General features: G+C 35.2%; 15 protein-coding genes. All 15 read left to right on the top strand.

What is annotated here, in order from left to right; translation table 11 throughout:
• Positions 1 to 654 carry a riboflavin synthase gene (locus BM077_RS08870; RefSeq protein WP_089749511.1) on the top strand — a complete coding sequence of 218 codons (654 nt, stop codon included), beginning with the start codon at positions 1 to 3 and terminating at the stop codon, positions 652 to 654.
• A 165-nt stretch (positions 655 to 819) separates the two neighbouring features.
• Positions 820 to 2,034: a bifunctional 3,4-dihydroxy-2-butanone-4-phosphate synthase/GTP cyclohydrolase II gene (locus BM077_RS08875; protein ID WP_089749509.1), complete on the top strand. Its 1,215-nt coding sequence runs from the start codon at positions 820 to 822 to the stop codon at positions 2,032 to 2,034.
• A 61-nt stretch (positions 2,035 to 2,095) separates the two neighbouring features.
• Positions 2,096 to 2,566 carry a 6,7-dimethyl-8-ribityllumazine synthase gene (ribH, locus tag BM077_RS08880; RefSeq protein ID WP_089749507.1) on the top strand — a complete coding sequence of 157 codons (471 nt, stop codon included), beginning with the start codon at positions 2,096 to 2,098 and terminating at the stop codon, positions 2,564 to 2,566.
• Positions 2,567 to 2,670: 104 nt separating this feature from the next.
• Positions 2,671 to 2,868, top strand: coding sequence for a hypothetical protein (locus BM077_RS08885; protein WP_089749504.1), 198 nt, complete (start codon positions 2,671 to 2,673; stop codon positions 2,866 to 2,868).
• Between the two features lie 198 nt (positions 2,869 to 3,066).
• Positions 3,067 to 3,381, top strand: coding sequence for a DUF3870 domain-containing protein (locus tag BM077_RS08890; protein WP_089749503.1), 315 nt, complete (start codon positions 3,067 to 3,069; stop codon positions 3,379 to 3,381).
• 265 nt (positions 3,382 to 3,646) lie between these two features.
• Positions 3,647 to 3,961: a DUF3870 domain-containing protein gene (locus BM077_RS08895; protein WP_089749500.1), complete on the top strand. Its 315-nt coding sequence runs from the start codon at positions 3,647 to 3,649 to the stop codon at positions 3,959 to 3,961.
• 467 nt (positions 3,962 to 4,428) lie between these two features.
• Positions 4,429 to 6,129, top strand: coding sequence for an SLC13 family permease (locus tag BM077_RS08900; protein ID WP_090095225.1), 1,701 nt, complete (start codon positions 4,429 to 4,431; stop codon positions 6,127 to 6,129).
• Positions 6,130 to 6,387: 258 nt separating this feature from the next.
• Entirely contained in the window at positions 6,388 to 7,350 is a 963-nt protein-coding gene (locus BM077_RS08905) for an NHL repeat-containing protein (protein WP_089749496.1), read from the top strand.
• 39 nt (positions 7,351 to 7,389) lie between these two features.
• Positions 7,390 to 8,232, top strand: coding sequence for a fumarate hydratase (locus BM077_RS08910; RefSeq protein WP_089749493.1), 843 nt, complete (start codon positions 7,390 to 7,392; stop codon positions 8,230 to 8,232).
• Positions 8,233 to 8,251: 19 nt separating this feature from the next.
• Entirely contained in the window at positions 8,252 to 8,806 is a 555-nt protein-coding gene (locus tag BM077_RS08915) for a Fe-S-containing hydro-lyase (RefSeq protein WP_089749491.1), read from the top strand.
• A gap of 27 nt (positions 8,807 to 8,833) precedes the next feature.
• The gene (locus tag BM077_RS08920; protein WP_089749488.1) at positions 8,834 to 9,154 is read left to right on the top strand and encodes a hypothetical protein; all 321 of its coding nucleotides are present in this window, start codon (positions 8,834 to 8,836) and stop codon (positions 9,152 to 9,154) included.
• Between the two features lie 26 nt (positions 9,155 to 9,180).
• Positions 9,181 to 10,857, top strand: coding sequence for a hypothetical protein (locus BM077_RS08925; RefSeq protein ID WP_090003506.1), 1,677 nt, complete (start codon positions 9,181 to 9,183; stop codon positions 10,855 to 10,857).
• 21 nt (positions 10,858 to 10,878) lie between these two features.
• On the top strand, positions 10,879 to 11,031 hold the full coding sequence (locus tag BM077_RS13745; protein WP_176941680.1) for a hypothetical protein: 153 nt from the start codon (positions 10,879 to 10,881) through the stop codon (positions 11,029 to 11,031).
• A gap of 266 nt (positions 11,032 to 11,297) precedes the next feature.
• Positions 11,298 to 11,876 (top strand): hypothetical protein, encoded by a 579-nt coding sequence (locus tag BM077_RS08930; protein ID WP_089749484.1) that lies wholly within the window; start codon positions 11,298 to 11,300, stop codon positions 11,874 to 11,876.
• An 18-nt stretch (positions 11,877 to 11,894) separates the two neighbouring features.
• On the top strand, positions 11,895 to 12,932 hold the full coding sequence (locus BM077_RS08935; protein WP_089749482.1) for an FMN-binding protein: 1,038 nt from the start codon (positions 11,895 to 11,897) through the stop codon (positions 12,930 to 12,932).
• The last annotated feature ends 1 nt before the right edge of the window (position 12,933 follow it).

Below are 12,933 nucleotides of genomic sequence, written 5' to 3' on the forward strand. Positions count from 1 at the left end.
TTGTTTACTGGTATTGTTGAAGAGTTAGGAGAAGTAAATTCGATTCAAAGAGGGAGTCAATCGGTTGTTTTGGAAATTAAAGCTACGGAAGTATTAAGTGATGTTCAGGTTGGTGATAGTATTGCTACTAATGGTGTCTGTCTGACTGTTACTAGTTTTAGTGAGGATAGATTTACAGTTGATGTTATGCCTGAGACTATGCGAAAATCGAGCTTAGGTGAATTAAAGATAGGCGATATAGTTAACTTAGAGCGAGCATTACGATTACAGGATAGATTAGGAGGTCACTTAGTTTCTGGACATATAGATAGTATAGGAACAATTAAGAAGAAAGAGAGAGAGGATAATGCTGTTTTAATTACTATTTCTTTACCACAGGAATTAAAAAGACTGTTGGTTCCTAAGGGTTCGATTGCAATTGATGGAATTAGTCTAACTATTGCTGAATTAACTGATGATGCATTTACTGTTTCTTTAATTCCTCACACAGCAGAAGTAACTACTTTAGGCGCAAAAGGAGTAGGAGATATAGTTAATTTAGAAGCAGATTTAATTGGGAAGTATGTAGAACGAATGTTAAACTTTAAAGATGATGATAATAATTCTAAGTCTGAGGTCGATTTTGATTTACTGCAGCAGAATGGATTCTTATAGAAATTCAGATTTAGGTTAAGGTTGAGTTTAATAATAGTTGACAATTGACAGTTGATAGTTAAGACCAGTGAAGCTTGATATAAAGTCTTTGAATTGAAATTAGAAAGTGAAGGAGTTAGCAGATTTTAAGTGATAATACTTTCAACTAATAAAGGAGTGGGAAAGATGGAGTTTGAATTTAATGATATTGATGAAGCAATAGAAGATATCAAAGAAGGTAAGATGGTTATTGTAGTTGATGATGAGGATAGAGAGAATGAAGGTGATATAATTATAGCAGCTGAAAAGGCTACTCCGGAGAATATTAATTTTATGGCTGTTCATGCGCGGGGATTAATCTGTATGCCAATAATTGGTGAGAGGTTAGATGAATTAGAATTGCCACAGATGGTGAGTCGCAATTCTGATTCTCATGAAACAGCTTTTACTGTTTCTATTGACCATAAGAGTACAACAACCGGTATTTCTGCTTATGAAAGGTGCAAGACGATTCTAGAAGTATTGAATGAAGATGCGCAGCCGGAAGATTTTTCGCGACCAGGACATATCTTTCCTTTACGAGCTAAAGAAGGTGGAGTCCTGAGAAGAGCGGGACATACAGAAGCGGCAGTAGATTTAGCTAAGTTAGCTGGGTTATATCCAGCCGGAGTCATCTGTGAGATTATGCATGAAGATGGTACTATGGCTCGGGTGCCGGAATTAATGGATTTTGCTGAAGAGCATGATTTGAAGATAATTACTATTGAAGACTTAATTAAATATCGAGTAAGAAGAGATAAACTGATTAAAAGAGTAGCAGAGGTAGATATGCCTACTAAGTATGGAGAGTTTAAAGCATATGGCTATGAAGCAGAGAATAGTGATGACTGTCATATGGCGTTAGTTAAAGGTGATGTTACTAATAAAGAAGATGTTTTGGTGAGGGTACATTCAGAATGTTTAACTGGTGATGTTTTAGGTTCATTGCGTTGTGATTGTGGAGATCAGTTAGGAAGAGCACTTTCTCAAATAGAAGAAGAGGGAGAAGGTGTCTTATTATATATGCGTCAAGAAGGAAGAGGAATTGGTTTGAGTAATAAATTACGGGCATATGAATTACAAGACCAAGGTAAAGATACAGTAGAAGCCAACGAGTTGTTAGGTTTTGATGCTGATTTACGTGATTATGGAATTGGCGCTCAGATTTTAACTGATTTAGAATTGAGTAGTATTCGTTTAATGACTAATAATCCGCGAAAGATAGTTGGGCTTGAAGGTTATGGTCTTGAAATCAGTAAAAGAGTACCATTAGAGATAGAGCCTAATTGTAATAATGAAAGATATTTAAAGACTAAGAAAGAAAAATTAGGTCATATGTTAGTTAATGGTCATAAGTCTTAAGTTAAATTGATATTTATCTTCAAAATATACTTATTAATATATTTACGAGAGGGGAATTATAATGAACAAAGTATTTGAAGGAAAGTTAGTTGGTAAAGGGCTTAAGTTTGGAATCATAGTTGGGAGATTTAATGAGTTTATTTCAAATAAGTTATTATCTGGAGCTTTAGATGCCTTGAAGCGACATGATGTAGCAGAGGAAGACGTTGAAGTAGCATGGGTTCCTGGTGCTTTTGAAATTCCTCTAATAGCTAAAAAGATGGCTAAGAGTAATAAATATGATGCAGTAATCTGTTTAGGAGCTGTAATTAGAGGTGCAACACCCCATTTTGATTATGTATGTAATGAGGTTTCAAAAGGGATTGGGAAAGTTGGTTTACAAGAAGAGGTTCCGGTTATGTTTGGAGTAATTACTACGGATACTATTGAACAAGCTATAGAAAGAGCAGGTACAAAAGCAGGGAATAAAGGTTGGGAAGCAGCTGTTGGTGCTTTAGAGATGGCTAATTTAATAAAAGATATTGAAGAATAAGTATTAACCCCTAGAGATATGAGTAATTCTCTAGGGGTTATTTTTCATATCCTCTTAAATTAAAGAATATAAATTTAATAACTTTAAGTTAGGAGGAATAGTTTATGTCTAAACTAGAAACAAGGAGTAAACGATTTCAAATTGGTGATTTAGTAGTGAAACTATCAGAAACTAAAGAACTATATTTTCGTGTAGTTGATATAAAGGAAGACATAATTAAAATTAATGCTATTAACTTACCAATAAGTACATATGTGAAGTCTAATCAGATTAGTAAAGCTAATCAGAATAGAGTTAAATAGTTAATAATCACCTAAAAAGTTACAAAAAATTGTGAAATAATTATTTAACTTAGAAAAAGAAGGGATTTTACATATAGAATAGAAAATAATATATATAGCGAGTTATCTAGCATACAGAATATACATTACAGTACAAAAGTACAGCAAAAAACGAGATAAAATTTAAAATTTTTATAATAATCATAAGGGGGCTGACCTGTGAAAAAAACTCTTTTCATTGCTGGTTATGCTAAATTGCCTTCAAACATAACAGCCAATAATTTATATGATGTGTTAGCATGTGCAGTCGAGGTAGAAAAAGAGACAGGGGTAATAGTTGATGCCGATTGTACTTTAGCAACAGAGCTATCTAGAGATTTTATTAAAAGGTTACTTAAAGGTTATGATTTGCTTAATGACTTTGATACTATTATTTCTCAAATAGAAGAAAGATACCATGGAAATGCTAATAAAGCATTAATTACTGCTATAAAAAAGATTAAGGATAAGTATCATTCACATACTAATAATTAAACTATTTATGAAATGAACACAAATTAGAGTGTTAGATTAAATTTATTTTAATTGAATATTATGGAACATCGTGTAAAATTACCAAAAAATATGTGAAATAATTATTTAATTTAGAAAAAGAAGGACTTTTGATTTTAAAGTAGAATAATATATTATAGATAATAAATAATACAGCATATTTAGCATATTTCCTAATATTAAAAACGACAGATTAAAGGATTTTGTTGAATTATGATGTACTAATCATTCCAGGAGGACTAACTATATGAAGAGGACAATTTTCTTTACTAGTTATGCTAAACTACCTTCAAATACTACTGCTAATAATTTATATGATGTATTAGCATGTGTAGTAGAGGTAGAAAAAGAGACAGGAGTAATAGTTGATGCTGATTGCACTTTAGCAACAGAGCTATCTAGGGATTTTGTTAAAAGATTACTTAAGGGGTATAATTTATTAAATGATTTTCCCGAAGTAATTAATGAGATAGAGGAAAGATACTGTGGTAACGCAGATAAAGCGTTAATTACAGCTGTTAAAAAGATTAGTGCTCAATATCAATCTTATATTAGTAATTGAGATTGATATTATTCATAAGATTCAGAAAATTTAAAACAGATTGCCATTTTATCTGTGGTGAAGCGGTTTCCAGCCAATTCACATTCAGCAGATAAAGTCTGGTCAGTGTATCCGATTAAATCTTATTTAATCATAGTAAGGATTACTATGTTAAATAGGAAGGGTATGTTGACCAGTTTTTATTTTGAAATAGGATAAATAATGATAGTCGAATTCTTGCACAATTGTTTAAAAAGTCCGAATGTTGCATCAAATATTATTTACCTATAATTTATTAAAATTTTCTGAATATTATTGTTTTCACAATCTTACAAGTTTTATGTGTTTATATTATAGGGAGGTGATAAATGGTTTGATCGGCAATAATTAAAAGTGGTATAGTTCTGAGTAAGATTATAAAGTTTTGTATAATAGTATTGGGTAGCTATTATAAAATTTTATAATTAAAAATTAAAAGGGGGAGTATTATGAGTAGTATAGCAGATAAGTTAAAGACATTTTGGGATTATTTATGGCATTTAAACAAGCAAACAAAGAGTTTGTTGAAGATGGACACATCAGCAATGATGGCTGCAGTTTCAGAATCAGATGCTGCTGATCAGCAGGAAGCTGAAGAGTTATTAGATAAGCAGTCAAATAATGGCGGAGATGGTGGAGATGATCAGTCGCCATTTGATGTTGATGAAAACTATGGAATGAGACAAAAAGTAGGGCTAGTATTAGGACCATTATTCTTCTTAGTAATTATGATGTTACCAACTCCGGAGGGATTATCACCAGAAGGCCAGGCAGTGGCAGGTGTTGCAGCTTGGATGGCATCTTGGTGGATTAGTGAAGCAATACCGATTCCGGCAACTTCATTGTTACCATTAGTGCTTTTCCCATTTGCAGGAGTTATGGATGATTCGCCAGCGGCAGCACCGTATGCTAATCATTTGATCTTCTTATTTATGGGTGGATTCTTACTTGCTGTTGCTATGCAGAGATGGAACTTACACCGTAGAATTGCATTAAAAATTATTAAAATAGTAGGAACTAATGCAAGCAAAATGATCTTAGGGTTTATGATAGCCACTGGCTTCTTGTCAATGTGGATTTCTAATACTGCAACAACTATGATGATGACTCCTATTGCATTGTCAGTAGTAATGCAGGTAGCAGATTTAGCTAAGCGAAAAGGCATAGATGTTGAGCAAGGTAAGTTTAAGTTTGGTACGGCGTTGATGCTCTGTATTGCTTATTCAGCATCCATTGGAGGAGTAGGAACGATTATTGGTACGCCGCCAAATACAGTGTTTGTTGGTGTAGTTAATGAGATGTATGGTATAGATATTGGTTTTGCGCAATGGATGATGTATGGAGTACCTATTGCAGTGATAGGAATCTTCTTTGCTTGGATTTATGTAACTAAATTTGCGGTTAAGATTGAGTTAGATGAACTTCCAGGTGGTTTAAAGGTTATCGATAAAGAGCTTAAGAAGTTAGGTAGGATGACTGGACCAGAGAAGAAAGTGTTGGTAGTCTTTACTTTGGTTGCTTTATCTTGGATCAGTAGAAAGTTTGTTATTAGTAAGTTCTTCCCGTTTGTTCATGATAGTACTCTTGCTATCTTAGGAGCAGTAGTACTATTCTTGATTCCGGTTGACTTAAAGAAAGGTAAGTTCTTACTAGATTGGACTACTGCCGTTAAGATTCCTTGGGGAATTATCTTACTATTCGGTGGAGGTCTATCATTAGCTTCTGGATTTAAGTCTAGTGGTTTAGCTGAATGGATTGGAGGACAGTTAGGTGGTTTAGAAGGAATGCCGATGTTCTGGATTATGTTCGCAGTAGTAACGATGACTATCTTCTTAACTGAGGTTACATCCAATACCGCATCAACTACGATGTTAATGCCGATTATGGCGGCTATGGCTTCAGCAATGAGTGTACATCCTTACGGGATGATGGTTACTGCAGAGACAGCAGCTTCATTTGCATTTATGTTACCAGTAGCAACACCGCCAAACGCTGTTGTATTTGGTAGTGGATATGTAACAATCCCGCAAATGGCTAAGACTGGTTTGGGGCTTAATATATTCGGGATAATTATAATTTCATTACTTGCTTATTTCTGGTTACCAATAACTTGGGGCATTAACCTCTTACAAGTACCAGGTTGGATGTAATAATTAAATAAAAATTCAAAAAAGTAATAATATTAGAAGGAGTTTCTAAATAAATCTATAAATAAGTGTTTAGAAACAAAAATTATAATAAAGATCGCCGCTAAGTTTTTTGCGGGTGATAAGTCACTTTATCTGTGAGAGAATCCGATGAATTAATCGAATTCTTATTTAACAGATGAAATCTGGCTACCGTGCTAAACTCCTAATTAGGGATTAGTGTGGTAGCCTCTTTAAATATATATAGGGGGAGGTGGAGTGATGGAAGAGGAAAAGAGATTAACCCGAAGAAAATTTCTGAAAGGCACACTACTTTCTGGGGCTTCATTAATTTTAGGTGGCTTATTTAACTATGATAACACTGTTTTGGCTAGCACTGTAAAGAAAGGTAAGTTAAATTCTAAACCGAGGCAAGTAATTACAGGAAATTCAGGAATGAGTTATCCTTTTGACTTAGACGTTGATAACCAGGGAAAAATTTATATTTCAGACACAGCTAATTATGAAATTAAAGTATTTAATAATCAGGGCAGGAAAGAAATTGCTTTTGGTAGATTTGGGATTGAAAAGGGAGAATTAAATTATCCTAAAGGTATTGCAGTGGGAGATAATGAAATATTTGTAGTTGAAGCTAATAATAGTAGAGTGCAAAGATTTAATAAGAGTGGCAAGGCAAAAGCAGTTATTGGTGGACTAGGGCCACAAGATGGAGCTTTTTATTATCCTCAGGGAGCAGATTTTGAGGTAGGAACAGGTTACCTTTATGTAGCTGATACTAGAAATCATCGAATTCAGGTCTTTAATAGAAAAGGAAAGCTAATTAATATCTTTGGTAAATTAGGAGATAAGAAAGAAGAATTTAAGCTACCAAGTGATATAACAGTAATTAAAGATAGAATTTATATTGCTGACCGAGGACATCATTTGATTAAAGTCTTTAATAAAGATGGTAAGTATTTAAGTGAATTTGGTGGTAATGGTAGTCAATTAGGTCAATTTAGTTATCCAGAAGGTATAGCTGCTAAAGGAAATAAATTATATGTAGCTGATACTAGAAATCATCGAATCCAAATTTTAAATCTAGAAGGAAAGGTGATTGATAGCTTAGGTAGTAAAGGGCAAGCTCCTGGAAAGTTTAATGACCCGAAAGGAGTTGCAGTTGATAATTCTGGGAAGGTTTATGTAGCTGATACTAAGAATAATCGGATTCAAGTCTTTAGTTAATTAAATTAATTTTTTAATCTTTGAGAGGAGGGTTTTTTAGTGAGAGAAGTAGAGGTAAGTGAAATTACGAAGGAAATTGCAGAGTTATGTCAAGAAGCAAATTTTGAACTTGGTGAAGATGTGATTAATGCTTTTAAAGATGGATTAGAAAATGATGAATCACCTACTGCGAAAGCAATTTTAGAGCAATTATTAGAAAATGCTAAGATTGCAAGAGAAGATAGAGTACCTATGTGTCAGGATACTGGATTTACAGTAATATTTGTTGAATTAGGTCAAGAAGTTAAGTTAGTTGGTGGGGATTTAGAAGAAGCCATTAATGAGGGAGTTAGACAAGGGTATAAAGAGGGTTATTTAAGAAAGTCAATCGTTAGTCATCCACTAAAGCGTGAGAATACAGGCGACAATACTCCAGCGGTAATTCATACTAAGATTGTACCAGGAGATAAAATCAAGATAACTGTGGCTCCTAAAGGTGGCGGAAGTGAGAATATGAGTGAAGTTAGAATGATGAAGCCGGCTGATGGAGTAGAGGGAGTCAAAGATTTTGTCATTGAAAGAGTAAAGGAATCAGGTCCTAATCCTTGTCCACCAATTGTAGTAGGAGTAGGAATCGGTGGTACCTTTGAAAAATGTGCTTATTTAGCTAAGAAAGCATTGTTAAGACCAATTGGTGATGAAAGTCCACATGAGGATATTGCTCAATTAGAAAAAGAACTTTTAGAAGAAGTTAATAAGCTTGGAATTGGGCCACAAGGTTTAGGTGGAAGAACTACTGTTTTAGATGTTAATGTTGAGATTTATGGGGCACATATTGCGTCATTACCAGTAGCGGTTAATATTAATTGTCATGCGGCTCGACATAAAGAAACTATAATATAACTTTGGAGGTGAATATATAATGGCAGAGATTAAGTTAACTACTCCACTTACGGAAGAGAAGGTTAGAGAATTAGAAGTTGGTGATAAGGTTCTATTATCAGGTACAATTTATACTGGTCGAGATGCAGCACATGAAAGGTTAGTCAATTTATTAGAAGAAGGTGAAGACTTACCGATAGATGTTGACGGGCAGGTGATCTACTATGTAGGCCCAGCTCCAGCTAAGCCAGGTAAGCCGATCGGATCTGCTGGTCCAACAACTAGCTACCGTATGGACCCATATACACCAGCGTTATTAAATGAAGGATTAAGAGGAATGATCGGTAAAGGATCTCGGTCACAGGAAGTTAAAGATGTTATGGAAGAAGAAGGTGCAGTCTATTTTGCTGCCGTAGGCGGTGCAGCAGCTTTAATTGCTAAATGTATTAAGAAGGCTGAGGTAGTAGCTTATGAAGATTTAGGTACAGAAGCAATTAGAAAATTAGAAATTGAAGACTTACCATTAATCGTAGTGAATGATGCTGCTAATAACGACTTATATGAAATAGGAGCAGAAGAGTATAGTGAAGTTTAATCAGTGAACGCTGAGGAGATGAGAGTAATGTTTAAGCTTAATTTAATGACAATTACTACTGCCACTTTAATTCTCATCTTTTTAATTGGCGAGATAAAGAAACGACAGAATAAATATATAGGAGAGATAGTTGATATTGACCGGGATATGTTAGGAATTGCAGATGCTTGTTTAGTTAATATCCCGGTTAAAGTAGTACTAACTTCAGGAAGAGTTGTTGAAACAAAGATAAGTGGTTGTATGTTATGTTGTGACCATTCTTTTGAAGTAGGAGATAGAGTGGAGCTTTTAAAACAAGGAAATAATTATTTGATTAAGACTAAAGACTTTAAAAATTGTTGTGATTAAAGAAAATAAAGTGAGGTGAGAGGAACTTGGAATATGTAGGGTTTATAACCTTGGGAATCTTTATCTTAGCAGTTGTTGGAACCCTTTTTAAGAAGATTCCCTTACCATTACAGACGGTAATGATTTTAGTGACGATAGTGAATGTAATAATTGGTGGTGTTGCTCATCTCACTCTCCATGAAGGTGGAGGGTTAGCAGCAGCAAAACTTTTGCCGGCTAAAGTTATGGGTGGGATAATAATTCATCCCTTAACAGCTTTATTGGCAGGCTTATTGATAGCAGGAGCATTATCAGCTTCAGGCGGATTTGATGCAATTAAAGTTATTATTAGTAAGTTGCGCAAATCACCAATCGGAATGGCTGGAACGGTAGCAATAATTGTTCAGTTGCCGTTAATGAGTGCATTGCCTTGTGGTCGAATTTTAGCAGCAGCATTACTACCGGTTATATTCTCATTTGGCCCAGAAGAGATGGGGGTTTTAAATAAACGCCAGTTAATTATTTTAACAGGAGCATATGCTCGAAATGCCTTTGGATCATGTGGACCATCTCCGTTAGGTGGTGTTGGTGCCATAGGTGAAGGATTTTTAGGAAAGATTGGTTACTTAAGAGCACCCCAGGCGTTCTCTTTATTAATTGGAACAGCATTAGTTGCATTATTCTTGAAATTCTTAACGACTAAGTTATACCCAGATGATGTAAAGGTTAAAGATGAGAGTAATACTGCGAGTAGGGATATTAAAGTAACAGCACCTGTAAAAGGGTATATCTCTTTAGGAATCTTTGTTGTGACATTGGTTGTAGCATTATTTGAGGTGCTAGGTAAGGTTCCAGTTCAGACTCCGTTGGTATTAGGAGCAATCTTAATTATGATTGTGGCTAAATTGAACTTAGAAGATTTAATGTCAGGGATTATTTTGATGCCAGCAACAGCTATGGTTTCTGGGTTTTTAGCAGCAGGGAGTTTAGCTGCAACAGGAGGTTTTGATGCTTTAGGTTTAATCTTTAACGGAGTTGCAGGTACTTGGTTAGGAACAGCAGGTATGATAGCAATTTTAGTTCAGGTACAGACAATTTTACCATTGTCTTGTAGTCGAATTTTAACTGCAGCTTTTGTGCCAGTATTATATCTATTAGGACCAGCTGGAACCGGTTTATTAACAGCTACACAGTTAGCAATAGTTATGTCAGCCTATATCATTAATGCTACTACTTCTTGTGGACCATCACCATTAGGCGGTGGCGGTATGATGGCTGAAGGTGCTATTAGAGCAGAGACTGGTTATTTAAGACCAGCTTTCTCCTTTGCAAGTTTAGCTTTTATGCCTATACTAGCAGCAGTAGTTATGAAAGTGATGAAGTTTAATACTTTTCATGAGGCGACGACTAGCTTAGGTGCGTCATTAAATGTTATTCTGATTACAGTAGTATTATTAGCTGTTAATATAGTCTTATTTAAGATTTTAGCTAATATGGTAACAAGCGGTCAGGTAACACCTCGAATTCTCTACTTTATTCTTTTCAGTATAGGTGGAGCGATTTCGGGAGGGATGTTAGCTTACTTAATTGATATGACTAGTATAATTCAGATAGTACAAGGTGCTATTGGTGGTGTAATCGCTGGTAATTTAATGGTACTTATGACACCACGCGGTCAAGAGTATAGCTTAGAATATGAAGACTCTGTAGAAATGAAAGCTTAAAGAGATAGGAGGGAAGGATAAATGTATAATATATTTACTTTCTTAGTTGGCGGAGCTATCTCTGGAGCAGTAACTGCTTACGCTATGGATATGAGTTCTTCAAAGGAGTTAGTTCAAGGAGCGATTGGGGGTATGATTGCTGCGTTAACGATTGTTTTGTTATTGCCGCAATAGAGGTTAAGATTAAGGTTAAGGCTGAGGAATTAAGTAGTTGACAGTTGATAGTTTACAGTTGACAGTTAAAGTCTTAAAGGCACTTTGATTGGCACTGATTGTCTAGCCTAAAAAACAAGGCTGGTCATAAGCCTATGATAACTAATAACTATTGCTTTAGTTTGAAATTTTTTATTAGGTTTTACTGACACAGACTACAGACACAGACTACAGACACAGACTACAGACACAGACTACAGACACTGACCACTGAAGGGGGTGAGTTAATGGCTGACCAGGATAAGCCATTGGTTAACCAGGAAGCATTAGAGGCAGAGAAACCAAAAAGAAATCGTCAAGATGATGAACAGCCATTAGTATTACCAGGAATTCATCGTTATCAGTTCTTTACTAACTTAAAAGATAGAATGTTAACAAAGAACTTAAACCGATTGGCTATGGCAGGAATTGCTACTGCTACAGGTGGATTAGTAGCTAAACCGATTATGAATGGTGTAGGAGAAACGATATACTGTTTGGAAGATAGAGCTTGTTATGCTACTTTAGAACATTGTGCAGTAGGGATTAAGTATCAAGCAGAACTAACTGTAGCAACTAGAGTAGCTGATTATGAAAGATTTATTAGAAATGGTGGTCTAAAATGTATTGGTTGTGGTAATTGTGTTCCATTCTGTACTTTACGGTTAGATCTACCACATGTTTATAAAAGGATGCAAGAGATGACTATGGAGGCTTTAAAGGAAAATAAAGTTCCTAAACAAGTAATAGCTTATGCTTTAAAAGAAGGTTTAATTGGAGCAGAGTATATTGAAACAGTTAGTAATTGGTATCAAGGTAAGAGTTAAGGGAGGGGGGATAAGGAAGTGGAAAGATACTTAACACGACCGGTGAGATTAACGATATTTACTTCTTTATTAGCATTAGTATTTCCAGCAGCTAGACTATTATTAGTTGGATTACTGATTGGTATCGCTTTGTGGAAAGGCATAAAAGAGTTGAAAGCGGGTAATCAAAATAAGAGTTACGCTTATCTCTCAATTGTGATAATCTTTCTTCTATTAACTGGGTATACCTTTTATAGTGCCCATCAAGTTAGAACGGCTTTACAGAATGTAGAATTAGATATCAGTCAAGTTAAAGATGGACAATATCAGGGTCAAGGTGAAGGAAAACGCGGGCTAATCAAAGTTGCTGTTGAAGTAAATGAGGGAGAAGTAACAGAAATAAAGATTTTAGAAGAGAGTGAAACACCATCAATTGGTGGTGTAGCTATGAATAAGTTAAAGAACCAAATTTTAAAGAAACAGGCTGTAGAGGTAGATAGTATTAGTGGTGCTACTTTAAGTAGTAATGGATTTAAAGCAGCAGTGAGTAAAGCACTATGGGAAGGAATGCCTAAGAAGCCAGAAGTGAGCGGTTTAGCTAAGGTGATGTACTTCTTATTAGAGAATAATTTAAATAAGGTGACTTTTAATTCTCTAGCGATACTCTTCATTATCTTAATGATGGTAGATTATACAATACATGCCATTTTGGCAAAAGATACTGGGCAGTCATTGAATTGTATGAACTGTCAGACCTGTGTTGGAGCTTGTCCGGTAAAGATAGCAGATGGAGACCCATTCCCAATGACTATGGTATTAGAAGCACGTTTAGGTAACTATGAACGAGTGGAAGAGTTAGCGCCTTACTGTGTTGGTTGCTCAAAGTGCTCTGGGAAGTGTCCAGCCGGTATTTCAGCTCCTAGTGTAGCCGGAAGTTCAATTAAGCTTCTAAATAAGAAACGACAAGAAGAAGCTGCCAAAGAAAGAGATGTTGTTAAAGACCGAGATATAATTCAAGATGAATCGATAGATCAAACTGTTGTAACTACTGACCAAGGCGTTAGTGTAGAAGGGTAGG

Source organism: Candidatus Frackibacter sp. WG13, from assembly GCF_900114655.1.
GTDB lineage: Bacteria > Bacillota > Halanaerobiia > Halobacteroidales > Acetohalobiaceae > Frackibacter.

Bases quoted from the DNA above. Each gene is read 5' to 3' on its own strand.
- BM077_RS08875 (WP_089749509.1), top strand. From the start codon at position 820: ATGGAGTTTGAATTTAATGATATTGATGAAGCAATAGAAGATATCAAA.
- ribH (WP_089749507.1), top strand. From the start codon at position 2,096: ATGAACAAAGTATTTGAAGGAAAGTTAGTTGGTAAAGGGCTTAAGTTT.
- BM077_RS08885 (WP_089749504.1), top strand. From the start codon at position 2,671: ATGTCTAAACTAGAAACAAGGAGTAAACGATTTCAAATTGGTGATTTA.
- BM077_RS08895 (WP_089749500.1), top strand. From the start codon at position 3,647: ATGAAGAGGACAATTTTCTTTACTAGTTATGCTAAACTACCTTCAAAT.
- BM077_RS08900 (WP_090095225.1), top strand. From the start codon at position 4,429: ATGAGTAGTATAGCAGATAAGTTAAAGACATTTTGGGATTATTTATGG.
- BM077_RS08905 (WP_089749496.1), top strand. From the start codon at position 6,388: ATGGAAGAGGAAAAGAGATTAACCCGAAGAAAATTTCTGAAAGGCACA.
- BM077_RS08915 (WP_089749491.1), top strand. From the start codon at position 8,252: ATGGCAGAGATTAAGTTAACTACTCCACTTACGGAAGAGAAGGTTAGA.
- BM077_RS08920 (WP_089749488.1), top strand. From the start codon at position 8,834: ATGTTTAAGCTTAATTTAATGACAATTACTACTGCCACTTTAATTCTC.
- BM077_RS13745 (WP_176941680.1), top strand. From the start codon at position 10,879: ATGTATAATATATTTACTTTCTTAGTTGGCGGAGCTATCTCTGGAGCA.
- BM077_RS08930 (WP_089749484.1), top strand. From the start codon at position 11,298: ATGGCTGACCAGGATAAGCCATTGGTTAACCAGGAAGCATTAGAGGCA.